Annotated in this window: 26 protein-coding genes; 12 read left to right on the top strand and 14 right to left on the bottom strand. The window is 67.6% G+C overall.

Translation table 11 applies throughout. The features are described 5' to 3' along the window. Window positions 1–75: 75 nt before the first annotated feature. Window positions 76–1,029, top strand: coding sequence for a LysR family transcriptional regulator (locus AB7P10_RS10510; RefSeq protein WP_428293798.1), 954 nt, complete (start codon window positions 76–78; stop codon window positions 1,027–1,029). 16 nt (window positions 1,030–1,045) lie between these two features. Here the strand turns inward: AB7P10_RS10510 and AB7P10_RS10505 are convergent, their stop codons facing one another. From AB7P10_RS10505 to AB7P10_RS10480, 6 genes are all read right to left on the bottom strand, one after another. Then, window positions 1,046–1,420, bottom strand: a complete 375-nt coding sequence (locus tag AB7P10_RS10505) for a hypothetical protein (protein WP_428293797.1) — start codon at window positions 1,418–1,420, stop codon at window positions 1,046–1,048. A gap of 107 nt (window positions 1,421–1,527) precedes the next feature. Then, on the bottom strand, window positions 1,528–2,157 hold the full coding sequence (locus tag AB7P10_RS10500) for an ABC transporter ATP-binding protein (protein ID WP_428293796.1): 630 nt from the start codon (window positions 2,155–2,157) through the stop codon (window positions 1,528–1,530). A gap of 8 nt (window positions 2,158–2,165) precedes the next feature. Next, window positions 2,166–2,855, bottom strand: coding sequence for a general secretion pathway protein GspB (locus AB7P10_RS10495; RefSeq protein WP_428293795.1), 690 nt, complete (start codon window positions 2,853–2,855; stop codon window positions 2,166–2,168). A 14-nt stretch (window positions 2,856–2,869) separates the two neighbouring features. Continuing rightward, entirely contained in the window at window positions 2,870–4,594 is a 1,725-nt protein-coding gene (locus AB7P10_RS10490; RefSeq protein ID WP_428293794.1) for an ExeA family protein, read from the bottom strand. Between the two features lie 85 nt (window positions 4,595–4,679). Continuing rightward, window positions 4,680–5,240: a bactofilin family protein gene (locus AB7P10_RS10485; RefSeq protein WP_428293793.1), complete on the bottom strand. Its 561-nt coding sequence runs from the start codon at window positions 5,238–5,240 to the stop codon at window positions 4,680–4,682. A gap of 102 nt (window positions 5,241–5,342) precedes the next feature. Beyond that, a complete protein-coding gene (locus AB7P10_RS10480) occupies window positions 5,343–6,260 on the bottom strand; it encodes a crotonase/enoyl-CoA hydratase family protein (RefSeq protein WP_428293792.1) in 918 nt (305 codons plus the stop codon). Window positions 6,261–6,404: 144 nt separating this feature from the next. Between AB7P10_RS10480 and AB7P10_RS10475 the strand changes: the two genes are divergently transcribed. The 5 genes from AB7P10_RS10475 (at window position 6,405) to AB7P10_RS10455 (ending at window position 11,652) form a co-directional block, all read left to right on the top strand. Beyond that, window positions 6,405–7,973: an FAD-dependent monooxygenase gene (locus AB7P10_RS10475; protein WP_428293791.1), complete on the top strand. Its 1,569-nt coding sequence runs from the start codon at window positions 6,405–6,407 to the stop codon at window positions 7,971–7,973. Continuing rightward, window positions 7,970–8,167, top strand: coding sequence for a hypothetical protein (locus AB7P10_RS10470; RefSeq protein ID WP_428293790.1), 198 nt, complete (start codon window positions 7,970–7,972; stop codon window positions 8,165–8,167). The genes AB7P10_RS10475 and AB7P10_RS10470 overlap by 4 nt, the downstream gene beginning before the upstream one ends. Before the next feature lies 1 nt (window position 8,168). After that, a complete protein-coding gene (locus tag AB7P10_RS10465) occupies window positions 8,169–8,612 on the top strand; it encodes a MarR family winged helix-turn-helix transcriptional regulator (RefSeq protein ID WP_428293925.1) in 444 nt (147 codons plus the stop codon). Window positions 8,613–8,636: 24 nt separating this feature from the next. Further along, window positions 8,637–9,215: a GAF domain-containing protein gene (locus AB7P10_RS10460; RefSeq protein ID WP_428293789.1), complete on the top strand. Its 579-nt coding sequence runs from the start codon at window positions 8,637–8,639 to the stop codon at window positions 9,213–9,215. A 103-nt stretch (window positions 9,216–9,318) separates the two neighbouring features. After that, window positions 9,319–11,652 (top strand): YgiQ family radical SAM protein, encoded by a 2,334-nt coding sequence (locus AB7P10_RS10455; protein WP_428293788.1) that lies wholly within the window; start codon window positions 9,319–9,321, stop codon window positions 11,650–11,652. A gap of 30 nt (window positions 11,653–11,682) precedes the next feature. Here the strand turns inward: AB7P10_RS10455 and AB7P10_RS10450 are convergent, their stop codons facing one another. Continuing rightward, window positions 11,683–12,357, bottom strand: a complete 675-nt coding sequence (locus tag AB7P10_RS10450) for a DUF1294 domain-containing protein (protein ID WP_428293787.1) — start codon at window positions 12,355–12,357, stop codon at window positions 11,683–11,685. 90 nt (window positions 12,358–12,447) lie between these two features. On the opposite strand from AB7P10_RS10450, the gene AB7P10_RS10445 reads away from it, so the two are divergent. Both AB7P10_RS10445 and AB7P10_RS10440 read left to right on the top strand, forming a co-directional pair. Further along, window positions 12,448–12,792: a TA system antitoxin ParD family protein gene (locus AB7P10_RS10445; protein ID WP_428293786.1), complete on the top strand. Its 345-nt coding sequence runs from the start codon at window positions 12,448–12,450 to the stop codon at window positions 12,790–12,792. Between the two features lie 156 nt (window positions 12,793–12,948). Continuing rightward, window positions 12,949–13,266, top strand: a complete 318-nt coding sequence (locus AB7P10_RS10440; protein ID WP_428293785.1) for an ATPase with chaperone activity — start codon at window positions 12,949–12,951, stop codon at window positions 13,264–13,266. A 4-nt stretch (window positions 13,267–13,270) separates the two neighbouring features. On the opposite strand, the gene AB7P10_RS10435 is transcribed toward AB7P10_RS10440, so the two are convergent. The 7 genes from AB7P10_RS10435 to AB7P10_RS10405 all read right to left on the bottom strand — a co-directional run bounded on the left by AB7P10_RS10435 (window position 13,271) and on the right by AB7P10_RS10405 (window position 20,317). Further along, entirely contained in the window at window positions 13,271–14,452 is a 1,182-nt protein-coding gene (locus AB7P10_RS10435; RefSeq protein ID WP_428293784.1) for an MFS transporter, read from the bottom strand. A gap of 8 nt (window positions 14,453–14,460) precedes the next feature. Beyond that, window positions 14,461–15,015 carry an NUDIX hydrolase gene (locus AB7P10_RS10430; protein WP_428293783.1) on the bottom strand — a complete coding sequence of 185 codons (555 nt, stop codon included), beginning with the start codon at window positions 15,013–15,015 and terminating at the stop codon, window positions 14,461–14,463. Window positions 15,016–15,183: 168 nt separating this feature from the next. After that, on the bottom strand, window positions 15,184–16,230 hold the full coding sequence (locus AB7P10_RS10425; RefSeq protein ID WP_428293782.1) for a TRAP transporter substrate-binding protein: 1,047 nt from the start codon (window positions 16,228–16,230) through the stop codon (window positions 15,184–15,186). Window positions 16,231–16,337: 107 nt separating this feature from the next. Beyond that, complete coding sequence (locus tag AB7P10_RS10420) at window positions 16,338–17,042, bottom strand: fumarylacetoacetate hydrolase family protein (protein ID WP_428293781.1); 705 nt, start codon at window positions 17,040–17,042, stop codon at window positions 16,338–16,340. 79 nt (window positions 17,043–17,121) lie between these two features. Further along, window positions 17,122–17,445, bottom strand: coding sequence for a 2Fe-2S iron-sulfur cluster-binding protein (locus AB7P10_RS10415; protein WP_428293780.1), 324 nt, complete (start codon window positions 17,443–17,445; stop codon window positions 17,122–17,124). 14 nt (window positions 17,446–17,459) lie between these two features. Beyond that, window positions 17,460–18,938 (bottom strand): glutamine synthetase family protein, encoded by a 1,479-nt coding sequence (locus AB7P10_RS10410; protein ID WP_428293779.1) that lies wholly within the window; start codon window positions 18,936–18,938, stop codon window positions 17,460–17,462. Continuing rightward, window positions 18,935–20,317 carry a Rieske 2Fe-2S domain-containing protein gene (locus AB7P10_RS10405; RefSeq protein WP_428293778.1) on the bottom strand — a complete coding sequence of 461 codons (1,383 nt, stop codon included), beginning with the start codon at window positions 20,315–20,317 and terminating at the stop codon, window positions 18,935–18,937. The genes AB7P10_RS10410 and AB7P10_RS10405 overlap by 4 nt, the downstream gene beginning before the upstream one ends. Before the next feature lie 78 nt (window positions 20,318–20,395). Here AB7P10_RS10405 and AB7P10_RS10400 point away from each other — a divergent pair, with 78 nt between their 5' ends. From AB7P10_RS10400 to AB7P10_RS10385, 4 genes are all read left to right on the top strand, one after another. Beyond that, entirely contained in the window at window positions 20,396–21,115 is a 720-nt protein-coding gene (locus AB7P10_RS10400; protein ID WP_428293777.1) for a GntR family transcriptional regulator, read from the top strand. 147 nt (window positions 21,116–21,262) lie between these two features. Next, window positions 21,263–22,366, top strand: a complete 1,104-nt coding sequence (locus tag AB7P10_RS10395; RefSeq protein ID WP_428293924.1) for an alkene reductase — start codon at window positions 21,263–21,265, stop codon at window positions 22,364–22,366. 96 nt (window positions 22,367–22,462) lie between these two features. Then, window positions 22,463–23,959: an NfeD family protein gene (locus AB7P10_RS10390; RefSeq protein ID WP_428293776.1), complete on the top strand. Its 1,497-nt coding sequence runs from the start codon at window positions 22,463–22,465 to the stop codon at window positions 23,957–23,959. After that, complete coding sequence (locus AB7P10_RS10385; protein ID WP_428293923.1) at window positions 23,952–24,728, top strand: slipin family protein; 777 nt, start codon at window positions 23,952–23,954, stop codon at window positions 24,726–24,728. Before AB7P10_RS10390 ends, AB7P10_RS10385 begins: the two co-directional genes overlap by 8 nt. The last annotated feature ends 28 nt before the right edge of the window (window positions 24,729–24,756 follow it).

Raw genomic sequence — 24,756 nt, 5'->3', positions numbered from 1 at the left:
ATCTATATTGATTGGGTTTGTCTGGAAATAACTTCACTTTAGTAACATCTTGGTTTTATATATCAAGGGTTGCCTGTGAAGAATGTCGACATCAAGCAGCTTGCGCTGTTTTGCGAGCTCATCGAATGCCAGAGCCTGACCGAAGCGGCCGCGCGCATGAACGTCACGCCCTCCGCGGCGAGCCAGGCGCTGACGCGCTTGCGCGGCGTGCTCAACGACGCTCTCTATGTGCGTGAGAACCAGCGCTACCAGCTCACGCCCTACGCCGAACACACCATGGCCAGCTTTCGCGAAATGCTGGAGCTGTGGAACGACGCGAGTTCCAGTGAACGCGACTTCGACCCGAAGCGGTGCGAAGCCCACATCGTTCTGTCGTGTTACGACTCCTTTGGCGAGGGAGGGCTGACGGATCTGTACCGCAGCGTGATGTCCGCCGCACCCCTGCTGAACCTGGACATCCTGTCACCCGCCAACGGGCCGCACGATGTGAAGGACTTGCGCGAAGGCGGCGTGGACGTGGTCTGCAGCCATTACGAACCTCCGGCAGACGCTCGCGACCTGCACGTGGAGACAGTCAAGTGCTTCGAGCTCACCGACTGCTGCCTGAATGTGGATCACCCGCGCATCGGTGACAGCCTGACGCTGGAGCAGTACTGCGCGGAGCAACACCTGCTGATCACCTTTCTCCGACGTCAAAGCCAGAGCGGCCAGCGCAGCCCGATCGATCTGGAGCTCGAGCGACTGGGCTTCGGCGCCCGCCGCGCTACGGTGATCAATTCCTGGGCCCTCTGCGCCGAGTTGCTGGCCAGCACGGACCGCCTGGTCACCATCAGCCGCCCGCAGGCGGAAATGCTGCGGCAAAGCAATCCGAAGATCCGCAGCATCGCGCTGCCCCCCGGCCTGACCTGGCCGGAGATTCCGGTCAACATGATGTGGCACCCGCGCACCCACAACAGCCGCCCGCATCGCTGGTTGAGACTGCAACTTCGAGAACACCTTACGCGGCGCCTGGCTCGAGACAGCGTGTGAATGCGAGCCTGGCTGCTCATGGATCCAGCCGCGTATCGAGGTCGATCAGGTGCTCCATGGCTTCCACCTCGCTGGCCATGCGACAGAGCAAGTCGAAATACGCGAATCGCAGCTCGCGCAATGCCTCGCGCTGTTCGGCGGCCAGTACGCGCAGGTAGAGCTGCATGTCGCGGCGCGACATGTGCAGCATGTAGGGCTCCAGCACGCTGACCATCTGGCGCTTGAGCTGCTCGAGCCGCGCTTCTTCCATCACCTCGCGATGCGCGGCACCCTCGGTGCGCAGCAGCCGGTGCAGCCAGCCGGAAAAGCAGATCCTCTGGACCGGAGCCTGCGCCCTTTCTGCGGAGGGTTTGGGTGCGTCGTGGGCTTTGCCGGGGTTGTTGGTGTGCACGGTGCTTCTCCTGGATGTCACGTTGTCGATGGCGTGACTCTAGGAGCGGCGCTGCGGTGCGTCCATTTCGCAATCGGAGAAGGAAGTTCAGCTTGACTAAATGAGGTCTAAAGCTCGATTGTTATTTTCAATGGGACGCCTTCGGGTGCCTCGTGGTCGGCCAGCAGCCAGGCGCGGGCAGGGTGCTCGGCGGCCTCTTGCAGCAGTTCGCGCAGCAAGCGCCGGGAAGGCCCGTCGAGTGCGGCAAAGGGTTGATCGATGAGGGTGAGCGGCGTGCCAGCGGCAAACGCGGCCGCGAGCCAGACCTTGCGCCGGCTGCCGGTCGACAGCATGTACATGGGCTTGGACAGGTGCGGCCCGAGGTCGAAGCCGCGAACCAGTTCGGCCAGCATCTCCCCATTGAACCGGGGATAGTGGTGGCTCAGGCTGTCGAGGTAGCTGCCTGCGGCCAGCGCATCGTGCGCCTCGGTTTGCGGGTCGATCCAGAACACCTGGTGGCGGTACGCGTCGTGCTGCTGGTCGAGCCCGATGCCATGGATGGCCAGCGTGCCGGAGCTGGCCCGCTGAGCGCCCGCGAGCAGGCTCAGCAGCGTGCTCTTGCCGCTGCCGTCGCCTCCCCGCACCAGGCTCACACCAGGTGGGATATCGAAACTCAGGGCGTTGAACAAGGCGCGCCCGCCCCACGCGAAACCCAGGCCCTTGACGTGCAGCACGGGATCGGCGGGATCGGCATTCATGGGATGAATCAGTAGCCTATCGAGTAGCGCAGGCCCTGGTGGTTGAGCACCGCATTGCGCTGGCCGATGGTTTCCAGCTTGAGTCCGGGGGCGATCTCCTGGCCCTCCTGCAGCACCTTGCCGTTGACGATCAGCATGCGCAGCGCCGGGTTGCGGGAATAGGTGGAGCCGCTGACGCTGACTGCGGGCAGGCGTGCTCGGGCCTCGGGTGAGAGTTCGGCGAAAGTCGGCACCGGGACGGTCGCCGTGTCGGCGGCCGTCGTTGTTGCCGGAGAAGGGGAAGGCGGCGCGGTGGGCGCGGCGCTCTCAGTCGAAGGCTTGGTCTGGGCCACCGGTGCCGGTTTGGGCGGCTCTGGTCTGGGGGGCGCCAGGATGGGCTGAACCGGTTCGGGCACCGCTGCAACCTGGCTGGCTTCGCTTACCGGGGCAGGGGGCGCCGGGGGCGTGGGCGCCGTCGATGCCGGTGCCGCGACGGGCGCCGGCGCGAGGTCCGGCGGCGCCTGGACAGACCACCACCAGATACCGATGGCCGCGAGCACCGCCACCATCAGCGCCACGCCGTGCCAAGGCCGCCAGCGACGCCGGGATGCTGACTTCGCGCGGCCCGCCGGTGGCACGATCTGGCTGCGCAGGCCAGGCACATGGCCGCGTTCGCGCTCGGCGTCGGCTCGCTGCAGGGCGTCAAGGATGTAGGACATTGGCGTCGAGGCCCTCAGGATCCTGGCGCGGAGAGCCGGGGCTCTTCCACACCGCTGGCCAGGTTCACCTGCATGAAGGTGATGGGCCCGGCAATGCCTGCCGCGTCGATGCCCTGGGAACGTTGAAACGCCTGAACGCGCGCCGTGAGGCCGGTGGTCGACGGCGGCACCTTGCCGGCGGCCTGCAGCCCCGCGATGCGTTCGCCCAGCCAGTCGGCCGCGGGGCCGGTGCGCCCATCCACCAGTCGGCCGCTCTGGCCTGGCGGGGTGCGCCAGAGGGTGGCAAAGTCACCGCGCCACATGTCGGCAAGCTCGGTCAGTGGCATGCGCCAGCGCAGGTCACCGGCCTGCAGCGTGGCCGTGTCGCCGGAGAGCGCCGTCACCAGTGCGCGACCGGCGCCGCGCGCCTGGCGCAGCGTGACGATGCCGGGTCGGTCGAGCTGGCGCAGCCCGTTGAGGGTCATGCGGTCCGTGCGGTAGCACTGAAGTTGTTCCCGTTGCGCCGCCGTGCAGGGGTCGCCGCCGGCATCCAGTGCCAGGCCCCAGAGTGGCGCAAGTTCGCGCCAGGCCTGATCTTCGCTCCCGAGCAGGGCCGAGACCTCGGGCGGGCCGGGCAGCGGTTCGGGTTCGGCCGCGGAGGCTGCGATCGGTGCGTCCGCGGGCGTGGAGGCGGCCAGCTCGGCCGCGGGGGGCGGTGCGCCGACCGCAGCAGTACCGGAGGAGGGGGCCGCTGCGGCCAGCGCGTCGTTCTGCGGGGCCGCAGCACCAGGGCGGCTGGCGCCCTGGTTCCAGAGCCAGAACAGCACGCCCGCCACGAGCGCGCCCACCACCAGGCCCACCCCCAGGGTGCCCAGAGACGACGTCCATGCCGAGGCGGGGGCGACCGCCTGCCGCGACCGCGACTTGGCCACTGGCGCGTCGGCCTCGAACACCTCGCCCGCGGCCTTCTCCACCACCGCGCGCTCGACGCGCGCCTGGTTGGTGGCGTAGGCGCCGAGCAGGGCGCGGTCACAGAGCAAGTTGATGCGCCGGGGCACGCCGCGCGCGATCTCGTGGATGCGCTGGATCGCCTGGTTCGAGAACGGCAGGGGCCCGCGCAGGCCGGCCACCTGCATGCGGTGCTGAATGTACTGGCGGGTCTCGGCTTCGTTGAGTGCGCCCAGGTGGAAGCGCGCGATCACGCGCTGCGCGAGCTGTTCCAGTTCGGGCCGCGCCAGCACCGTGCGCAGCTCGGGCTGACCGATCAGGATGATCTGCAGCAGCTTGCGTTCGCTGGTTTCCAGATTGGTGAGCAGGCGCAGCTGTTCGAGCACGTGGGGCGTGAGGTTCTGCGCTTCGTCGATGATGAGCACGTTGCGCTCGCCCTGGGCATGGCTGCGCAGCAGGTACTCGTTGAATGGGTCGAGATAGTCCTTGATCGTGGCCGGGCCGATGCCCTCGTGCCGGACTTCGACGTGGAACTCGCGGCAGATGGTCTTTAGCAGGTCACCGACCGTGAGTTTGGGATTGAAGATGTAGGCGACCCGGCAGCGTTCGGGAATCTGCTCCAGGAAACAGCGGCAGATGGTGGTCTTGCCGGCACCGATCTCGCCGCTGAGCAGCACGAAACCACCGCCACCCCGGATGCCGTAGAGAAGGTGCGCCAGCGCCTCCCTGTGGCGCTCGCTCATGAAGAGGTAGCGCGGATCGGGCGCGATGGAGAACGGGTCCTGCTTCAACCCGAAGAAGTCGGCGTACATGTCCCCGAGCATAACGGGGCCGCCGGGGGCGGGCAACGGCGGCGCCCGGCCGCCACTGCGTGCCGGGCGTGCGCCCAAGCCGGGATCAGGCCGCCAGGGCCATGGTGCGCTGGGTCGGGTACTTCGCGCTCGCCGAAGACGAGCACTGGATTTCGCCCGAGAGCTGGCCGCCTTCCTCGATCACGACCTTGCCGTAGTTGATCTTGCCCGTGACCTTGCCGGTGGCATAGATCACCAGCTTCTGGCGCACCGTGAGGTTGCCGTCGAACACGCCGCGGATTTCGGCGATGTCGATCTCGGCCGAACCCTTGAACTCGCCCTGCTGCGCGATCTGGATCACGCGAGAGTCCATCGTGGCTTCCACCAGACCCTCGACCACCAGGGTGTCGCAATCGGTGATTTCGACACCCTTGAGCTTGATGTTGGGGCCGACAGTGAGCTTGCTGCCGCCCTCGGGCGTGGCGCCTGTGGCTTTGGCCGGGGATGGGGCTTCCACATCCGCGGCGGCACTGGGCGTGGTGGGGGACTGTGCCTGGGCCTGCGAGGCAGCCGCGCTGCTCGCGGGCTGGCCATACCGGGGAGTCGCCATGCCGGAGTTCAGGGTCTTGGGTTGTTCGGTTTCGCGTTTGCCAAAGTGCAGTGCCATGCCATCTCCTTCAAAAAGTGAAGCGGTCATGCTAAGCGCCATGCACCTTACATTCCTGGACGTTCCGTAAGAGGGGTAACGAGATGAACCGTACATGCGGTTTCATTTTTCTTTCAGCGCCGACCGTTTCCGGTTCTCCATTTCGCTCACGAGCGCGCGGGCTTCATCGCCTTCGGGAATCGCCCGGCCGCTGTCGCGCCACTGCACGGCGTCCTTGAAGCCCGCCGCCTGAGCATGCCGGCGAAACCACAGGCCCTCGGGGTTGTGGCGCGTGATGCCGTCGAACAAGGTGGCCATCGTTTGCGTCTGTTCCAGGCCCATGGTGAGCATGACCTGGTTGACCACCATCTTGTGCATCGCCAGGTGCGAGCGCGGCACACCCGCGATGCGCTCAGCCAGTTGCATCGTTGCCGCATCAAGCCGATCCGCTGGCACGGCTTCATTGGCCAGCCCCCAGGCAGCCGCGGTACGGCCGTCGATCACGTTGCCTGTGAACATCATCTGCTTGGCGCGGGTGGCGCCGAGACGGTAGGTCCACATGGCGGTGGTGGGGCAGCCCCAGACGCGTGTGGGCATGTAGCCAATGCGCGCGTCCTCGGCCATGACCAGCAGGTCGCAGCACAGGGCAATGTCGCTGCCGCCAGCCACCGCCGCGCCATGCACTTTCGCAATGGTGGGCTTGGGGCTGCGCCACAGCGCCATGAAGTCCTCCGTGTTGCGCTTCATGAAGGCGTAGTCGTCCATCGGGTCCCAGGGGTGGCGTTCCTGCTGGCAGGGGTGGTCGATTTCGCCCTCTCCGAACAGGGACAGGTCGTAGCCACCGCAGAAGCCCTTGCCCGCGCCTTCGACCACGATCACGTGCACCTCCTCGTCGGCGTTGGCCCAGTCCACAGCGGCGCGGATCTCCCGCGGCATCAGGTCGTTGATGGCATTGAGGCGCTCCGGTCGGTTGAGCAGCAGGCGGGCGACGCGCGGCTGTGCCGGGTTCTTGTCGATGCGCAGGGTGGTGAATTCGGGCATGGATGTCTCCTCGTATGGAGCGTTCATCTTAGGCAGCGGATGGTCTTGCACCAGTTGCCTGAGTGACAGGTCTTGAAGCTCGCGCATATAGTTGTGCTTGCAACTTGTTTGATGTAAAGTTGCGCACGCAACTAAATAGATGCCATGAATCAAACAAACAATTCCACAGTTCCAGTGCTGATCGCTGGTGGCGGTCCGGTCGGCCTCACGCTGTCGGCACTGCTGACGAAGCAGGGCATTCACAACGTGGTGATCGAGGCCGACGAGGGCTATTGCAGCGGCAGCCGCGCGATCTGCATCTCGCGCCGATCGCAGGAAATCCTGGGCTGGGTGGGCGCCGATGCGCCGCTGGTGGACAAGGGCCTGAGCTGGGTGGGTGGGCGCAGCCACTGGCGAGATGCCGAGGTCCTGCATTTCGAGATGCCGAGTGAGCCGACGCAGCGCTTCGCGCCCATGGTCAACATCCAGCAGTTCTACGTGGAAGAGTTCGCTCACCGCGCCGCGCAGGCGGCGGGCAACGTGTCCGGTGTCCATTGGGGAAGCCGCATTGAGGCGGTGCATCCCCAGCGGGACGGCGTGCGGGTGGGCATACAGACGCCTGAGGGTGCACAGACGGTGCATGCGGAATTTCTCGTGGCCTGCGACGGCGGGCGCAGCACAGTGCGCGAACAGCTCGGCCTGCAGCTCGAAGGCACGCAGTACGACGGCAAGTACGTGATCGTTGACATCGTGCAGAAGACGCGCCGCGCGGTCGAGCGCCTGGCCTGGTTCGACCCGCCGTCCAACCCAGGTTCCACCATCCTCATGCACCGCCAGCCCGACGACGTGTGGCGCATCGACTACCAGATCCGCGATGACGAAGATCCGGAGGAAGCGGTCAAGCCCGAGAACGTGCTGCCCCGCGTGCAGAGCCACCTGGCCATGATCGGCGAGAACGAGCCCTGGGAGCCGCTGTGGATCTCGATCTACAACGCCAAGTGCCTGACCTTGCCGAGCTACCGGCATGGCCGTGTGCTGTTCGCGGGCGATGCCGCCCACCTGGTGCCCATCTTCGGCGTGCGGGGCCTCAACTCGGGCCTGGACGACGCGGGCAACCTGGCCTGGAAGCTGGCCCGGGTGCTGCGCGGTGAATCGCCCGATGCCCTGCTCGATTCGTACTCCACCGAGCGCGTGCACGCCACGCGCGAGAACATCGCCTACGGAGCCAAGAGCACCGAGTTCATGGCCCCGCCCGACTTCGCCTACCGCCTGATGCGCGAGGCCACGCTGCGGCTGGCCGTGAGCGACGCGCAGGTGCGCTCCCTGATCAACCCGCGCCAGTCCGCTCCCATCACTTACACCGGGTCGCCGCTGAACGCGGTGCAGGACGACCGCTGGACGAACGCCATGGCCGCGCCGGGCGCGCCCGCTCCCGAAGCCCAGCTGCATGGCAGGCACGGCACGTTCCACCTCAGCAGCCACTTCGGGCAGGGTTTCGTGTGCCTGGCTTTTGGCGGTGTCGGCCCTGATCTGGCCGAGCTCGGTGTGGCCACGTTCGACATCCAGCCAGGAACCGATGCGCAGAGCCAGGCCTGGCAGCGCTATGGGCTTCGAGGGCCGGATGAGCCCGCGCTGGTGCTGGTGCGTCCCGACGGCTACGTGATGGGCCGTTGGCACGGCCTGGACCCTTCGCCGCTGCGAGCGGCCCTGAAAGACACAGGAGTGTGCGCATGACCGATGCCGATCTGGACCAGAGCTACAGCGCCGTGTGCGAGGCGATGTCGCAGGTGGGTGAAGCACAGGCACCGCTGTTCCTGTCGATGCTGTGTCTCTCCCTCATGAGCCGCTTCGAGCATGCGCAACAGGTGCTGCCACTGATTGCCAACGCCAGGGACCGGTGCGACCAGGAGGCGGCACGTGGACGCTGACATGCCGCTGCTGCAGGACTTCCTGACGTACCGCCTGCACCGGTTGCACAAGCTCAGCGACCGCCACAGCAGCGAGGCCTATGCCGCGGAACTCGGGCTCGGGGTGGGCGAGGGGCGCTGCCTTGCGGCGATCGGCCAGTTCGCGCCCTTGTCCATCAACGACCTTGCGGCGCGTGCCAACCTGGACAAGGCACAGGCCAGCCGTGCGGCGCAGATGCTGGTGGACCGCGGCCTGGTGCTCAAGTCGGCCAGCGAGACCGACGCGCGCGCGGTGGTGCTCACGCTCACACGCAGTGGAAGGCCCTTGTGGAAGCGCGTGATGCGGCTGATCGCACGGCGTAACGCCGAGATATTTGGCTGTCTGTCCGCCAACGAACAGCGACAACTGGAAACATTTTTTGACCGTCTCATTGCCCATTCCCTCGGATCGGATCTCGCCGATTGAGCGGGCACGGTTTATAAAAACGCCATGAACCCCCTGAACGACCTCGGCTACAAGGCCGACGATCTCACCGTCCAGGTCACCGAGTTGCTGGTGGCCACCTCCGATGCCTCTGACGAACTCGTCGACCAATCCGTCTTCGATGTGCTGCGCCTGTTGCGCGAGCGCATGAAGATGGATGTGGTGTTCGTCTCCGAGTTCACGGAAGGCCAGCGCGTGTTCCGTCACGTGTCCCAGGCGCCGGACTCGCCCGTGATCAGCAAAGGAGACTCGGAGCCACTGGAGCGCTCCTGGTGTCAGCGCGTGGTCGATGGCCGCCTGCCCCGGTTCATTGCCGACGCCACGGCCCATCCCGCGTCCGCGCCCCTGCTCAAGGGACTGCCTTTTCCCATCGGTACGCACATCAGCGTGCCCATCGTGCTGGAGAACGGCGACATCTATGGCACGCTGTGCTGCTTCAGCTTTCACCCGCAGGATCAACCCAACATCGAAGACCTGAAGAACCTCGAGTTCACGGCCCGGCTCGCTGCCCAGAAACTCGATCAGCGGCGCGTGGTGCGCAAGGCACCCCAGGCGGTGCCCGACTGGCAACTCAAGCCCAGGTGAGGGGGCTGGGCGGCCAAGAAGCCCTGCAGTCCCCCGAAAAGAGGGTGGCCCCGTAAAATCACGGGTTTCCCACCCACCCGCGCTCCGGGTCTGTGCCAGCCCCATGAACGCTCCCCTCGACGTCTCTTTCTTCGCGCGCGCCGCCAAGCCGATCACCAGCTACCGCCCGTACTGGGCCCGGCGGTTCGGGGTCGCGCCCTTCCTGCCGATGAGCCGCGTCGAGATGGAGCAGCTCGGCTGGGACAGCTGCGACATCGTTCTGGTGACCGGCGACGCCTATGTGGACCACCCCAGCTTCGGCATGGCCGTGGTGGGTCGCGTGCTGGAGGCGCAGGGCTTTCGCGTGGGCATCATCGCCCAGCCCGACTGGACCAGCGCCGAGGCCTTCAAGGCCCTGGGCAAGCCCAACCTGTTCTGGGGCGTGACCGCCGGGAACATGGATTCCATGATCAACCGCTACACGGCGGACCGCAAGATCCGCAGCGACGACGCCTACACGCCAGGCGACGTGGGCGGCAAGCGCCCCGACCGCGCGGCCATCGTCTACAGCCAGCGCTGCCGCGAGGCCTTCAAGGACGTGCCCATCGTGCTCGGCGGCATCGAGGGCAGCCTGCGCCGCATCGCGCATTACGACTACTGGAGCGACAAGGTACGTCGCAGCGTGGTGGTCGACAGCAAATGCGACCTGCTGCTGTACGGCAACGCCGAGCGCGCGCTGGTGGAAGTGGCGCACCGCATTGCCGCGCGTGAACCCATCGAGCAGATCACCGACGTGCGCGGCACCGCGTTCGTGCGCCGCCCCGGCGACCCCACCGCCGCCGGCTGGATCGAGATCGATTCGAGCGAGGTGGACCTGCCGGGCCGGGTGGACGATCACATCAACCCCTACCTGACCACCAGCGAGCAGGCGCAGGCCCAGGGGCAGAGTTGCGCGAAGGAAGAGGGCGATGCCCCGCCGGCGGAAGCCAACCCCGCGATCCAGACACTGAAGTTCGTGCCCAACCCCAACCTGCCAGGCAAGCGCAAGCCGCCGGCGCGAGACCGCTCGGTGATCCGCCTGCCCAGCTACGAACAGGTCAGGAGCGACCCCGTGCTCTATGCCCACGCCAACCGCGTGCTGCACGTCGAGGCCAACCCCGGCAACGCCCGTGCGCTGGTGCAGGCGCATGGTGAAGGTGCGACCGCGCGCGACGTGTGGATCAACCCGCCGCCGATCCCGCTGACCACGGCCGAGATGGACTTTGTCTTCGACCTGCCGTACGCGCGCAGCCCGCACCCGGCCTACGCCGACGAGCACGGCAGGCACGACGGCGCGACCAAGATTCCGGCCTGGGAAATGATCCGCTTCAGCGTGAACATCATGCGCGGCTGCTTCGGCGGCTGCACCTTCTGCTCGATCACCGAGCACGAGGGCCGCATCATCCAGAGCCGCTCGGAAGAATCCATCATCAAGGAGGTGGAGGACATTCGCGACAAGGTCGAAGGATTCACCGGCGTGGTGTCCGACCTCGGTGGCCCCACCGCCAACATGTACCGCCTGGGCTGCCGCACGCCCGAGATCGAGGCCGCCTGCCGCAAGCCGAGCTGCGTCTACCCCGGCATCTGCTCGAACCTCACCACCGACCACGGCCCGCTGATCAAGATTTACCGCCGCGCGCGAGAACTGCGCGGCATCAAGAAGGTGCTGATCGGCTCCGGCCTGCGCTACGACCTCGCCATCCAGAGCCCGGAGTACGTGAAGGAGCTGGTGCAGCACCACGTGGGCGGGTACCTGAAGATCGCGCCCGAGCACACGGAAGGCGGGCCGCTGTCGAAAATGATGAAGCCGGGCATCGGCAGCTACGACCGCTTCAAGCAGCTGTTCGAGAAGTTCAGCGAGGAAGCGGGCAAGAAGCAGTACCTCATCCCGTACTTCATCGCGGCCCACCCGGGCACCAGCGACGAAGACATGATGAACCTGGCGGTGTGGTTGAAGAAGAACGGATTCCGCGCCGACCAGGTGCAGACCTTCTACCCCAGCCCCATGGCCACGGCCACGGCCATGTACCACACCAGCCTGAACCCGCTCAAGGGCATCCACCGCGACGAGCGCGGCGAGCGCGTGGACATCGTGCGTGGCGACAAGCGCCGGCGCCTGCACAAGGCCTTCTTGCGCTACCACGACCCGAACAACTGGCCGCTCCTGCGCGAGGCGCTCAAGACCCTGGGCCGCGCCGACCTGATCGGCAATGGCAAACACCACCTCATTCCCACGTTCCAGCCGATGACGGATGGCAGCTACCAGAGCGCGCGCCGCAAGAACAGCACGCCGGTGGGCAAGGCCGCGCAACCGGGCAAGGGCCGCCTGCTCACGCAGCACACCGGCCTGCCGCCGCGCGTGACCGGCGCCGGGCGCCCCGGCTCGCCGGTGGGCACGGGCAAGCGCAAGCCGCGCTGAAATTCAGACGCCGATGTCGGCGCGGGGGTGTCACCGAATACTGGGCCACACGATCCAGGCCAGCAGGGCCAGCATGTTGACCGCCACCGTGCCCCAGTAAATCAGGCGGAACGGCTGCTTTCTGGTCTTGTGGCGCAGGATCTGTTGCGCGAACCACGCGCCTGGCCAGCCGCCCGCCACCGCCAGCGCATGCAGCCAGTCCTCGGGCACGCGCTGGACTTCATGGATGGCGGCGTCCTTGTCGCGCCAGTACATGTAGAACGTGGCCAGGTTGACAAGCACCACGGCGGTCAGGATGACCCAGGGGAAGCGCCCCATGCCGATGCCGATCAGCCACAGCAGCAGCCAGAAGGCGATCAGGCCCAGGCCGATCCACAGGGGCCGTTCTTCGCGCCGCTTCTGCCACTGCGAGCGCGAACGCACCGCTGGCTGGCTGCGTGGCAGCAGCTCGGCGGCGACGGGTGTCGGCGGCGGCGCGGGGGGGGCAGCGACGATCGCATTGCGCGCCGGCTCCACGGAGAGCGCGCGTGGCCCCTTGCCGCCGACGTGGATGTCCTCGAACGTCACCTGAAGCCCTTCGGCAGGCATGCCCGGGCCGCTGAAGTCGCGCTGGTGGAAGAAGACGTCGGCGGTGATCTGCGGGCAGCGGATGAAGCCGAAGGCTTTCGTGCTGTCCCAGCGCACCACGGTGCCCTGTTTTTTCATGATCTCTTGGGAGGAAGCTGCGTGTGAAAGAGCCGCGCGGTTGCCATGTTATCCCATATGGCGCAAAATGCGCCATACAGGAGAACTGCCATGTCAACCACCAGCAGCGCATTTTCATCCGTCAAGTTGCCCGCGGGCCTGGTGCGGCAGGCGCGTGAGGCGGCGCAGCCACAGCGCCGTTCGGTGGCGGGCCAGATCGAATACTGGGCCACGCTGGGGCGCATTGCCGAGGAAACCGGCCTGACGGTACAGGAAGCGCGCGAGGCCATTGCCCGCTACGACGCCGTTGCCCGCCAGGCGGAATCGGCGGACCCGGTGGACGCGATCGAAGCCCGCTTTCTGGCCGCTGAGTCCAGCGGCCGCCTGGCCCAGGCGGTGCGCCAGACCGTGCTCGACAACCGAGGCAAGGCGCCGGCGGCCCGCCGCGCCGCGTGACCCGACCGGTGCCGCTGGGTGCCGCGAAGGCCGCTGGTTTAGCGCTGGTGTTGATGGTGGTCTGCGTGGACGGGCCCCGGCACCTGCTCGTGCGCGTGCCAGCGCGCGCTGGATGGCCTGCCCGAGGCGTCGTGCGCCATCTGACGACAATGCGCCATGTCCGACGAACCTCAGATTGAAATTCCCCCGTCGTTTATTGCGCTGTACCTCGCGCCCGGACGCCAGAAACCCGGCTTGCCGCGCGACGATCTGACCGCGCGCTACGAGCTGTGCGAGGACATGGCGCAGATGCTCACGGATACCGCGCGCCAGATGGAGTTCAGCCTGGGCATCACCGAGTCCGATGTGCTCGAGCGTTGCCTGCAGGGCCTTCGGATGGAGCCCGTGGTGGTGAGCGAGGCCGAGTCGGTCTGGGTGGTGCGGCGCCTGGCCGAGCTGCTGGACTGGCCAGCGCCAGACACCGCGGCCCTGTAAGGCCCTAGCGACGCGGCCCGGTTCGCAGCCACAGCAGGCAGGCCAGCGCGCTCAGGCCCAGTGCGCTGGAGATCCACAGCGCGTTCGCGCCCCAGCGTTCGATGCAGGCACCGAACACCAGCGGGGCAAAGGCCTGCGCCACGCGCGAGGGCGCCATGATCAGGCCCTGGCGCTGCCCATAGCCGTTCGGGCCGAAATACACCAGCGGCAGCGTGCCCTTGGCAATCGTCAGGATGCCGTTGCCCGCGCCATGCAGCACCGCGAACACCGGCCCCGCCACCGGGCCCAGAAGCATCCAGCAGGCGACACCCAGCGGATGGCCCAGTGTGGCGGCGCGCGCGGCCAGCAAGGGGTGCAGGCGCCGCAGGAAGCCGAATTCCAGCAGCCGCCCGGCCACCTGCGCCGGCCCGACCAGCGCCCCGATGGCCACCGCGCCCGCCAGCGTCGCGCCGCTGGCCACCAGCAGTTGCGGCAGGTGCGAGGCCATGGCGGTGGAGACGAACCATGTGGAGGCGAACACGTAGGACAGGATCCAGGCGGTGTAGCGCGGTGGCGCAGGCGTGCCCTCGCCACTCGCTGGCGCCGGATCGACCTGCGCGACGCGCGACGGTGCGAGGACCGCCGCGGCACGCGGGATGCTGGCATTGAGCGGCAGGCCCAGCAGCAGGTGCAGGCCGGCCCAGCCCAGGCAGGCACCGCGCCAGCCGAATTCAGCTTCCAGCCAGGCGCTCAGCGGCCAGCTCACCGTGCTGGCAAAGCCCGCGATGAGCGTGATGCCGGTGATCGAGGCACGCGCCCCGGTGCCCTGCAGACGCACCAGCGTGGCGAAGGCGGCCTCATAAAGTCCGCCACCCATGGCCAGGCCGATCAGCAGCCAGGCCAGCGCGAGGCCCACGGTGCCCTGGGTCTGCGACAGCGTTGCAAGGCCGGCGGCGAGCAGCAGGCTGGTGCCCATGAGCACCGGTCGCCCGCCCCAGCGGTCGATGGCGCGACCCGCGAACGGGCCCAGCGCGGCCGACAGCAGCATCGCGGCGCTGAAGGCCGTCCACACGTGGATTTCCGGCAAGCCCAGGCCTTGCGCCATGGGTTTGGCGAGCATGGCGGGCAGGTAATAGGTGGAACCCCAGGCCAGCGTCTGCGCGGTCCCCAGGCGCAGCACGAGAGGCCAGGCGCGCGCGGTGTTCATGCGCGGGCTCAGGCGATGTCGAAGGCGTGAAAGCCGAAGTGGCCGGCGCGCCGGTCGGCGAAGTAGTGTTCCAGTGTTTCCTTGACGGTGCGAAAAGCGATCTCGTCCCAGGGAATCTGGTCTTCGGTGAACAGGCGCGCCTCGATGGTTTCGTGGCCCGGGTTGAAATGCTCGCTGAGCAGGCGCGCGCGGTAGTAGATGTGCAGCTGGCCCACGCGCGCCACGTTCATCAGCGTGAAGATGTCGCCGATCTCGTATTTCGCACCGGCTTCCTCGTCGGTCTCGCGGGCCGCACCTTCGGCGGTGGTTTCACCGAGCTCCATGAAACCCGCCGGCAGCGTCCACTTGCCCCAGCGCGGCTCGATGTTGCGCTTGCACAGCAGCACGTACTGGCCCGCATCACCCCACACTGGCACCGTGCCGACGACGACGAGCGGGTTGTCGTAGTGCACCGTGTGGCAAGCGGGGCAGACGGCGCGGACGCGGGTGTCGCCGTCATCGGGCAGACGTTGTTCGACGGCGGTGCCGCAGTTGCGGCAGTGTTTGGCGGGTGGGCGCAGCATCGCGGCAGTTTAAAGGCTCACCCCCCGCGTCGCTTCGCGCCACCCCCTTCAAGGGGGCAGCACCCGCGGCCCGGCAAAGCCGGTTCCGTGGTGCTTCTGGAGGATGCGGGTTTCCGGCGCGCAAAAAAATACCGGGCCTGGGCCCGGTATTCAGCGAGGGAGCCTGGTTCAGGCCTTCTTGCCGTGCTTGGCGATCAATGCCTTCGCGGTGTCGAGCAGTTCCTGGCCCTTGAAGCCGCGCTTGTCCATGTCCTGCACCCACTCGATTTCCACCAGGCGCGCCTTGCGCTTGAACTCCTGCGCCTCGGCCGCGGGAATGGTGTAGATGCTGTTGCCCTGCTTGACCGCCTGCTCGCGGCCAGGGCCGTCGCCGGCCTGCTGCGTCTTGCCCAGCCAGCCCGACGTGGCCAGGCCGGAATTCTTGTCGATGACGGCCTTGAGGTCAGGCGCCAGGGACGCGTACTTGTTGCGGTTCATCGCCATCACGAAGGTGGTGGTGTAGAGCGCGCCGCCAGCGGGGTCGAACTCGCTGTGGAACTTGGTGAGTTCATGCACCTTCACCGAGGGCACCACTTCCCAGGGAATCACGCAGCCGTCGATCACGCCCTTGGAGAGGGCGTCCGGAATCTGCGGCAGCGGCATGCCCACGGGCGTGGCGCCGAGGTAGCCGAGCATCTTGGTGATCTGACGGGTCGGGCCGCGCACCTTGGAGCCGCGCAGGTCTTCCGCGGTCTTGATCTGCTTGCTGCGCATGTGGAACATGCCGGGGCCGTGCACCTGCAGCGCGATCGGCTGCACTTCCTTGAACTCGTCCGCCGCCATGGTCTGCACGTACTCCCAGTACGCCTTGGACGTGGCTTCGGCGTTGTTCATCATGAACGGAAGCTCGAACACCTCGATGCGCGGGAAGCGGCCCGGGGTGTTGCCCGGCAGCGTCCACACCACGTCGACGACTCCGTCGCGCACCTGGTCGTACAGCTGCACCGGCGAGCCCCCGAGCTGCATCGCGGGATAGGCCTCGAACTTGATGCGCCCGCCCGACTCCTTCTCGACCTTGTCCATCCAGGCCTTGTGCATGTTCAGCCACACGTTGGATTGCGGCGACATGAAGGTGTGGAACTTGAGCGTGACGCTTTGCTGGGCAAAGCCTGCGAGAGCGGGCGCGCCGAGCGCCACGGCGGCACCGGACTGGAGCAGGGTTCTGCGTTGGATCATGTGAAGGTTCTCCTGAGGTCGATGAAAAAAAGTGGACAAGAGCTTACGACAGCACATCGTGGTGCTGGCAGGGGTCTTACCCTCGGTTGTGCCATTGCACGGGCATGTCAGGCCACGCGCACCGAAATGGGCGTGAGGCCGTCCACGCCGCCGTGCATGAGATCGCCACGAACCACCGCGTTCACACCCTCGGGCGTGCCGGTGTAGATCAGGTCACCCGCCTGCAGTTCCCATGCCTGCGACAGGTGTTCGATGGTCTCGTTCACATTCCAGATCAGCTTGGCGACCGTGCTGCGCTGGCGATCAGCGCCATTGACCTGCAGCCAGATCGGGGCTTCATTCACCTCGCCCGCCTGCGCGGCCGGTGTGATGGGGCCGATGGGCGCCGAGTGGTCGAAGCCCTTGCCGATGCACCAGGGGCGGCCCTGCTTTTTCATGTCGTTCTGCAGGTCGCGCCGCGTCATGTCCAGGCCCACTGCGTAGCCATAGATGTGCCTGGCCGCGTCGGTGGCCTTGATGTTGCGGCCGCCTGTGCCGATGGCCACCACCAGCTCGATCTCGTGGTGCAGGTTGCCCGTGAGGCTGGGGTAGGGAATGGTGGCCGTCTGGCCCGCTTCGGCGACGACGATGGCGTCGGCCGGCTTGAGAAAGAAGAACGGCGGCTCGCGGCCGGTGAAGCCCATTTCCTTCGCATGTTCCTCGTAGTTGCGACCCACGCAGTAGATGCGGTGAACCGGAAAGCGCTCGGGCCGGCCCAGCACCGGCACGCTGACGGTGGCCGGTGGGGCGAAGGTGAATCGGGTGTCTGGCATGGTGGTGGGAGCTAGGGATGCAGGCAAGGGCATCAGTGTGCCATGCGCGTGGTCTGTCCGTTCGGGGCAGGCGGTCAACTCAATACTGGGATGCGGGCAGCCGCACCACCATGCCGTCGAGCTCCGGCGTCAGCCGCACCTGGCAGCTCAGGCGGCTTTGGGGCACCACTGGGCTGGCGGCGAAATCGAGCATGTCGGTTTCATCGGCCACCGGCGCCGGCAGCCGATCCAGCCACGGCGGGTCGATCATCACGTGGCAGGTGGCACAGGTCAGGCTGCCGCCGCAGTCGCCCTCGATGCCCTTGACGTTGGCGTCCACAGCGGCCTTCATGAGGCTGTGGCCGGGCTCGGCCTGGATGTCATGCACCGTCTGGTCGGCGTGGATGAGTCGGATATGGATCATGGGGAAGCCGTGGCTCAGGTTCTGGCGAAGTACTCGCGGCGTTCGAAGTCGGTCTTGTCCTCGGCCTGGGCGTGGCGGTCGATCTCGCTTTGCTTGATGCGGCAGAAGTAGCGCACGAAGTCCTGGCCCAGCGACTGGCACAGCGCTTCGTCCGCGCGCAGCGCATCCAGGCCTTCGCCGAGCGAGGTGGGCAGCTGCTGGTGGTCCGTCGCGTAGGGCGACTCACTGGCCGGCGGAGGCAGGTCGGCGCGCGCCAGGCCGTCGAGCCCGGCATGGATCTGCGCGGCCATGTAGAGATAAGGGTTGGCCGCCGGTTCGCCCACGCGGTTCTCGATGCGCGTGGCGCCGTCGCCGGCCGCGCCCACCACGCGCAGCATGGCGCCGCGGTTGTCCTGTCCCCACAGCACGGCCTGCGGCGCCAGCGCGTTCGGCCGGAAGCGCGCGAAGCCGTTGATGGTGGGCGTGCACAGTACGGTCATGCCGCGCGCGTGTGCCAGCAGGCCCGCGAGCCAGTGCGCGCCCGCGTCCGACAGCGTGTGTGTGGCGTCCGTGCGCGAGGTGCCCGTCGCGGGCGCCTCACGCACGCAGGCGTTGCGGCCGGTCTTCAGCTCCGCCAGCGACTGGTGCAGGTGCCAGCCGCTGGACATGATGTTCGGGAACGGCGGGCGGCACATGAAGGTGGCGTGGAAGCCGGCGCGGCGCAGCGCCTGGCGCACGCCGTTGCGGAACAGCACCATCTGGTCGGCGGCGGTGAGCGCGTCGGTCGCATCGAACACCGCTTCCACCTGGCTGGGCCCGAGTTCGATCTCCAGCGACTGCAGCGGCAGCCCGAGCGCCTGCGCGGTGCGCTGCACGATGCGCAGCGGCTCGTCGGCCAGGTCCACCATGGCCTCGGACTGGAGGTTGTAGCCAGGGTGGATCATCTCCACCGCGGGCGGCAGGCCAGGCCAGGCCGCGCGTTCGGGGTCGAGCTGCGGCCTCGCATCGGTGATGCGGTAAATGTGGAACTCGACCTCCAGTCCGGTCTTGAGCCCGTAGCCCTTCTCGCCGAGTCGTGCAAGCGCGGCCTGCAACAGGCGCCGCGTGTCCAGCGGCACGGGCGTGCCATCGGCAAACCAGGGCTGGCAACGCAGCCAGCCGGTGCGTTCCAGCCAGGGCAGGGTGGTGAAGCTGTCCGGGTCGGGCAGCAACAACAGGTTGGCCGCACCGGCGAAGCCAGGCAGTTCGGCCGCGCCGCCGGGTTCGAACACCTTCCAGGCGGTGCGGTCGGCTGTGTCCTTGAGCATCAGCGTGCCGACCATGCCCACACCATCGCGCAGCGCGCGCACCGCCGCGCGGGCGGCGAGGGTCTTGCCACGCAGCATGCCGTGAGCGTCGCACCAGCCAAAGCGCACCAGCTCGATGCCGCTGGATTCGATCAGTCGAGCCACGCGCTCGCACGCGGCTTCGCGCTGGGCGGTGTGGATGGCGCAGGTCTGGGCGAACGAGGTCATTTCGCGCCCGCCGTTTCGGCGACGGGTGCGTTGTGTGTGTGCCAGGGCGCGCCTTCGCGCTTCTCGCGCACCGCGTCCTGCCACCAGGTTTCCCAGCCCAGGGCCGGTGCGATGCCGTCGACCGTGTCGGGCCCGGCAATGCTGGCGTGCAGCGCCGGGTCTGCGATGCCGGGCGGCGTGCCGCCTTGCTCCACGGTGTCGATCGCCTGCGCGAGCATGCGCCGGTGTGTCACGATGACCTTGTCGGTCGTGCCCAGGTGTTCGCGCGTGCGGTCCTGGATCGCGCCCATGCTCTCGCAGGCCCACTGGTCGTGCACGTTGATGTCGTCCTCGCCCATGCCCAGGTAAGTGCGGGTCTGCTGTTCCTCGGCGTTGAAGCCCCAGTTGTTGTGCCGACCGGACTTGGGGATGTAGTCGGGCAGCGTCACGGCCTGCAGGCGCGGTGTGCGCATGGCGTCTTTGTCGACCGGGGTGGTGAAGCTGGTGAAGAAGGCGTACCAGTAGTTGTGCGTGTCGTCCACCGGCACGTGCATCTGGGTGATGGTCATGGTCTCCGAGAGCGGGATCACGAAGGTCTGCGGGAACACCGCGTTGGTCACGCGCACATGGGTGAGTTCGTCCGTCATGGGCCGCAGCGCGGTGAGCTGCAGGCCATAGGGCTTGTTCTCGAACGAGATGACGGGCTGGCCGAATTCGCGCATCACGCGCGTCATGGGCCAGCGCTCGCCGCCCACATCGCCGGCGCTGGCGCCGCGGAACTGCTTGCCGTAACTGTCTTCCAGTGAACCGTCGTTGAAGAAGCGGTGCAGGTAAGAGGCGTGCGCCGGGTCGATGCCGACTTCGAGCGACTGCAGCCAGTTGCAATGCCACAGGCCCTTGAAGGCAAAGGTGTGGCTCTCGGGCGCGCTGAAGCAGTCGAGCGCGGGAAAGGGCGGCGGCGTCTGGTCTTCGGGGCCGAACCAGCCGAACAGCACGCCGCTCTTCTGCAGCAGCGGGTAGCTGCGCTGGCGGATGCGGGTGCACATCGTGCTGCCAGCGGGCTCGGCCGGGGTTTCGATGCACTGGCCGGTGGTGTCGAACTTCCAGCCGTGAAAGGGGCAGCGCAAGCCGTCGCCCTCATTGCGGCCGTAGGCCAGGTCGGCGCCCCGGTGCGGGCAGTCGCGGTCAAGCAGTCCGAACGCACCCTGCGCGTCGCGGAACAGCACGAAGTTCTGGCCCAGCACGCGCACCGCCTTGACCGGGCGCACGGCCATCTGCGGGTCCAGTGCGGGATCGAACTCGTCCAGCAGGGCCACGGGCTGCCAGTAGCGGCGCAGCAGCTCTCCGCCGGGCGTGCCGGGGCCGACCTGGGTGAGACGTTGGTTGAGTTCGGCTTTCATGTCGGGCTCCGGATACGGGTAGGGGGTGTGTGGTGCAAATGGTATCCCGTTTTTTCATTTCCGTGTACAGTTTGCGCCATGAACCTGCAAGACACCGTGTTGATGCAACTGCGCGACCTGATCCTGAGCGGGCAGTTCGAGCCCGGGCAGCGGCTGGCCGAGCAGCAACTGGCCGAACGCCTGGGGGCCTCGCGCACACCCGTTCGTGCCGCCCTCGTGACCCTGGAGCAGGAAGGTCTGGTGGAGGCCAACGACACCGGCAAATACCTGGTGCGTCAGTTCACCGCGCAGGAGGTGACGGATGCCATCGCGGTGCGCGGGCACCTCGAAGGCATGGCCGCGCGCTTGGTGGCCGAGCACGGTGTCTCGCGCCAGTTGCAGGGCCAGTTGCAGAACGTGCTCGACGAGGGCGACCGCCTGCTGGCCGACAACCCGCTGACCATCGAGAGCTACGCCGCCTACGCGGTGATGAACGACCGTTTCCACGCGCTGATCCTGGAGGCCAGCGGCAACCGCGCCCTGCAGCGCGCCGTGGAACTCAACGACAAGCTGCCGTTCGCACCCGCCTCGGCCATGCTGCCGATGCAGGGCACGGTGGCGCTGGACCGCGACTGGATGCTGTACGCGCACCGCCAGCACCACATGCTGTTCGACGCGTTGCGGCGCGGCGAGGGCGCGCGTGCGCAGGCGCTGGCCACCGAGCACACCGAAGTCGCGCAGATGAACATGCGCCTGGCGCTGGAGCGCCGCGCCGAATCCGAGCGTGTGCTGCCCGCCATCCGGCTGGTGGTCGGCTGAGCGCAGCGGCCCAGCACAACACGGCGCTTGCCGCGCGAGACCCGCGAACATCCCTGCGCTGGCGCGGCCTTTTTCCGGCCGCCTGCAGCCTGGCTGGATCGGTTGCGCACAATCGTCCGCTCCTTGAACCCCCCTTCACGCCCTGACATGACCCGCCTGTTCGACCCTTTCACCGCTGGCGACATCGCGCTGGCCAACCGCGTCGTCATGGCGCCGCTCACGCGCAACCGCGCGCCGAACGCCGTGCCCACGCCGCTCATGGCGACCTACTATGCCCAGCGTGCCAGCGCCGGGCTGCTGATCACGGAGGCCACGGCCATCAGCCACCAGGGCCAGGGGTATGCCGATGTGCCCGGACTCTACGCGCCTGATCAGATCGAGGGCTGGAAGCGCGTGACCGCGGCCGTGCACCAGGCCGGCGGCAAGATCGTCACTCAGTTGTGGCATGTGGGCCGTGTCTCGCACACCGAGCTGCAACCCGGTGGCGGTGCGCCAGTGGCGCCATCGGCGATCCGCGCCAAGACCAAGACGGTGCTCATCAAGGACGGCGTACCCACCTTCGTCGAGACCTCGGAGCCGCGCGCGCTGGACATCACCGAGCTGCCCGGCATCGTGGACGACTACCGCCGTGCTGCGCTCGCGGCGATCGAGGCCGGCTTCGACGGCGTGGAAATCCATGCCGCCAATGGTTACCTGATCGACCAGTTCCTCAAGACCGGCAGCAACCAGCGCACCGATGCCTATGGCGGCCCGATCGAGAACCGCGCGCGCCTGCTGCTGGAGGTGGTGCGCGCCGTGACCGGCGCCATCGGAGGGGGGCGCACCGGTATTCGCCTCTCACCGGTGACGCCGGCCAACGACGTGGTCGACGCCGACCCGCAGCCGCTGTTCGCGCACGTGATGCGCGAGCTGGCTCCGCTGGGGTTGGCCTACGTGCATTTCATTGAAGGCGCCACCGGCGGCCCGCGCGAAATCGACGACCGACCGTTCGACTACGCGGCCCTGCGCGCAGCCTACCGGGCTGCCGGTGGCCAGGGCGCCTGGATGGTCAACAACGGCTACGACCTGGCGCTGGCCCAGCATGCCCTGGCCGACGGTGCCGACCTTGTGGCCTTCGGAAAGACCTACATCGCCAATCCCGATCTGGTCGCGCGCCTGAAGCGGGGCGGGCCCTTCAATCCGCCCGACCGCGCCACCTTCTATGGCGGTGGAGAGAAGGGCTACACCGACTACCCCGCGCTGAGCACCTGAGGGCATCCACGGCGCGGGCAGGGCCGCATGTGCAGGGTTTGTGCGGGCCGGTGCATCGGCCTAAACTGACCCTTCCCTGTCTCCTGCGGAGGTGCCATGCGGACGAGCCGCGCAACGGTGTGCGCCCTGGCGTCTGGAGGATCGCCCTTCAACGTCACAGGTCTGCGTGTGCCGCCGCGCCCGTGGTCACGCTGGCTGCTGTGCCTGCTGCTTGGCTGGGCCGGTCTTGTGATGCCGGGGCACGCGGCGCCGTCCGCCCGGGTGCTCAATGTGGAAGGCGCCATCGGCCCGGCCAGCGCCGACTACGTCGTGCGCGGCATCGACCAGGCGCGGGACAGCGGCGCCACCCTGCTGGTGCTGGTGCTGGACACGCCGGGCGGTCTGGACAGTGCCATGCGCCAGATCATCCAGGCGATCCTGGCCTCGCCGGTGCCCGTGGCCACCTATGTCAGTCCTCAAGGCGCGCGCGCGGCCAGTGCCGGTACCTACATCCTCTACGCCAGCCACATCGCCGCCATGGCGCCCGCCACGACACTGGGGGCGGCCACGCCGGTGGCCATCGGCATGCCGGGCGCGCCGAGCCCGCCGGCCGAAGCACCGCGGAACGGGCCGCGCAAGGAGGCGCCCACGGCCGACAAGGACGAGCCCGCGCCCATGGATGCCATGACCGCCAAGCGGGTGAACGACGCTGCCGCGTTCATCCGGGGCCTGGCCGAGCAACGCGGGCGCAATGCGCAGTGGGCCGAACTGGCGGTGCGCGAGGCGGTGAGCCTGACGGCCGCCGAAGCCTTGAAGCAGAAGGTGGTGGACGTGGTCGCGACGGACATTCCCGACCTGCTGCGGCAGATCCATGGCCGCAGCGTGCGCATGGCCAGTGGTGAGCTGCTGCTGGCCACCCAGGGCATGTCCATCGAATCGCATCCGCCCGACTGGCGCTACCGCCTGCTCGGCGTGATCGCCAACCCCAGCCTGGCGTTGATCCTGCTCATGATCGGTGTCTACGGTCTGTTGTTCGAGTTTTCATCGCCGGGTTTCGGCATTCCCGGCACGGTCGGAGCGATCTGCCTGCTGATGGCGCTGTTCTCGCTGCAGCTCCTGCCCGTGAACTACGCCGCGCTGGGCCTGATCCTTCTTGGCTTCGCGCTGCTCGCCGCGGAGCTGTTGTCGCCGTCGTTTGGTGTGCTCGGCGTGGGCGGCATCGTGGCCTTCATGGCCGGCGGCCTGCTGCTGTTCGACCGCGATGTGCCCGGCATGGGCGTGCCGCTGCCGCTGATCTTCGGGTTGTCGATCGTGGCCGGCGCCGGCGTGCTGCTGGGTGGCGGCATGGCGTTGCGCGCCCGGCGCGCACCCGTGGTCAGCGGGCAGGAGATGCTGGTGGGCGCGCGCGGCGAGGTGCTGCACGTGGTGGGCGCGCAGGCCTGGGCTCAGGTCCAGGGCGAGCGCTGGCAGGTGCGCTGCGCCACTCCCCTGCAACCCGGCCAGCGCGTGCGCGTGCGGGTCATGCACAACCTGGTGTTGGAAGTGGAGCCGGATACCGCGGACCCACCCGGCCGCCCGACGGCACCTTCAGAAGGAGAACAACATGATGTTTGATTTCAACCTGGGTATCGGCACCATCATCGTGCCGGTCATCCTGATTCTTCTCGTCGCGTCTTTTCGCATCCTGCGCGAGTACGAACGCGGCGTGGTGTTCCAGCTCGGGCGTTTCTGGAAGGTCAAGGGTCCGGGCCTGGTGATCGTCATTCCCGGCCTGCAGCAGATGGTGCGGGTCGACCTGAGGGTGGTCACGATGGACGTGCAGCCGCAGGACGTGATATCGCGCGACAACGTCTCGGTCAAGGTCAACGCGGTGATCTTCTTCCGCGTCGTGGAGCCCGACAAGGCCATCATTCAGGTGGAGAACTTCCTCATGGCGACCAGCCAGCTGGCGCAGACCACCTTGCGCGTGGTGCTGGGCAAGCACGAACTCGACGAGATGCTGGCCGAGCGCGAGCGGCTCAACATGGACGTGCAGCAGATCCTGGATGCGCAAACCGGCGCATGGGGTGTGAAGGTGACCAACGTGGAGATCAAGCACATCGACCTCAACGAGTCCATGATCAGGGCCATCGCCCGCCAGGCCGAGGCCGAGCGCGAGCGGCGCGCCAAGGTGATCCATGCCGAAGGCGAGAAGCAGGCGGCGGTCGCGCTGCTGGAAGCCGCGCAGATGCTGGCCCGGCAGTCGGAGGCGATGCAGTTGCGATACCTGCAGACACTGACGCAGGTGGCCGGCGACCGCGCCTCGACCATCGTGTTTCCCCTGCCCATGGATCTGCTCGGGCGCGTGCTGGGGCATGGCGACGCGGGCAAAGAGCGCACCTGAGCGCGAGCCGGGCCTTGGCCGGCACTGT

Origin of the sequence: Hydrogenophaga sp. (genome assembly GCF_050182545.1) — a bacterium.
In the GTDB taxonomy this organism is placed as follows: domain Bacteria; phylum Pseudomonadota; class Gammaproteobacteria; order Burkholderiales; family Burkholderiaceae_C; genus Hydrogenophaga.
Note: the sequence above shows the minus strand (reverse complement) of the source record. Positions and strands in the feature narration are given on the sequence as shown.

Coding starts and splice junctions, on each gene's coding strand:
- AB7P10_RS10485 (WP_428293793.1), bottom strand. CDS start 5,240: ATGGCACTGCACTTTGGCAAACGCGAAACCGAACAACCCAAGACCCTG.
- AB7P10_RS10410 (WP_428293779.1), bottom strand. CDS start 18,938: ATGACCTCGTTCGCCCAGACCTGCGCCATCCACACCGCCCAGCGCGAA.
- AB7P10_RS10470 (WP_428293790.1), top strand. CDS start 7,970: ATGACCGATGCCGATCTGGACCAGAGCTACAGCGCCGTGTGCGAGGCG.
- AB7P10_RS10495 (WP_428293795.1), bottom strand. CDS start 2,855: ATGTCCTACATCCTTGACGCCCTGCAGCGAGCCGACGCCGAGCGCGAA.
- AB7P10_RS10435 (WP_428293784.1), bottom strand. CDS start 14,452: ATGAACACCGCGCGCGCCTGGCCTCTCGTGCTGCGCCTGGGGACCGCG.
- AB7P10_RS10400 (WP_428293777.1), top strand. CDS start 20,396: ATGAACCTGCAAGACACCGTGTTGATGCAACTGCGCGACCTGATCCTG.
- AB7P10_RS10425 (WP_428293782.1), bottom strand. CDS start 16,230: ATGATCCAACGCAGAACCCTGCTCCAGTCCGGTGCCGCCGTGGCGCTC.
- AB7P10_RS10430 (WP_428293783.1), bottom strand. CDS start 15,015: ATGCTGCGCCCACCCGCCAAACACTGCCGCAACTGCGGCACCGCCGTC.
- AB7P10_RS10390 (WP_428293776.1), top strand. CDS start 22,463: ATGCGGACGAGCCGCGCAACGGTGTGCGCCCTGGCGTCTGGAGGATCG.
- AB7P10_RS10385 (WP_428293923.1), top strand. CDS start 23,952: ATGTTTGATTTCAACCTGGGTATCGGCACCATCATCGTGCCGGTCATC.
- AB7P10_RS10460 (WP_428293789.1), top strand. CDS start 8,637: ATGAACCCCCTGAACGACCTCGGCTACAAGGCCGACGATCTCACCGTC.
- AB7P10_RS10475 (WP_428293791.1), top strand. CDS start 6,405: ATGAATCAAACAAACAATTCCACAGTTCCAGTGCTGATCGCTGGTGGC.
- AB7P10_RS10440 (WP_428293785.1), top strand. CDS start 12,949: ATGTCCGACGAACCTCAGATTGAAATTCCCCCGTCGTTTATTGCGCTG.
- AB7P10_RS10500 (WP_428293796.1), bottom strand. CDS start 2,157: ATGAATGCCGATCCCGCCGATCCCGTGCTGCACGTCAAGGGCCTGGGT.
- AB7P10_RS10395 (WP_428293924.1), top strand. CDS start 21,263: ATGACCCGCCTGTTCGACCCTTTCACCGCTGGCGACATCGCGCTGGCC.
- AB7P10_RS10450 (WP_428293787.1), bottom strand. CDS start 12,357: ATGAAAAAACAGGGCACCGTGGTGCGCTGGGACAGCACGAAAGCCTTC.
- AB7P10_RS10480 (WP_428293792.1), bottom strand. CDS start 6,260: ATGCCCGAATTCACCACCCTGCGCATCGACAAGAACCCGGCACAGCCG.
- AB7P10_RS10415 (WP_428293780.1), bottom strand. CDS start 17,445: ATGATCCATATCCGACTCATCCACGCCGACCAGACGGTGCATGACATC.
- AB7P10_RS10465 (WP_428293925.1), top strand. CDS start 8,169: ATGCCGCTGCTGCAGGACTTCCTGACGTACCGCCTGCACCGGTTGCAC.
- AB7P10_RS10490 (WP_428293794.1), bottom strand. CDS start 4,594: ATGTACGCCGACTTCTTCGGGTTGAAGCAGGACCCGTTCTCCATCGCG.
- AB7P10_RS10455 (WP_428293788.1), top strand. CDS start 9,319: ATGAACGCTCCCCTCGACGTCTCTTTCTTCGCGCGCGCCGCCAAGCCG.
- AB7P10_RS10445 (WP_428293786.1), top strand. CDS start 12,448: ATGTCAACCACCAGCAGCGCATTTTCATCCGTCAAGTTGCCCGCGGGC.
- AB7P10_RS10405 (WP_428293778.1), bottom strand. CDS start 20,317: ATGAAAGCCGAACTCAACCAACGTCTCACCCAGGTCGGCCCCGGCACG.
- AB7P10_RS10420 (WP_428293781.1), bottom strand. CDS start 17,042: ATGCCAGACACCCGATTCACCTTCGCCCCACCGGCCACCGTCAGCGTG.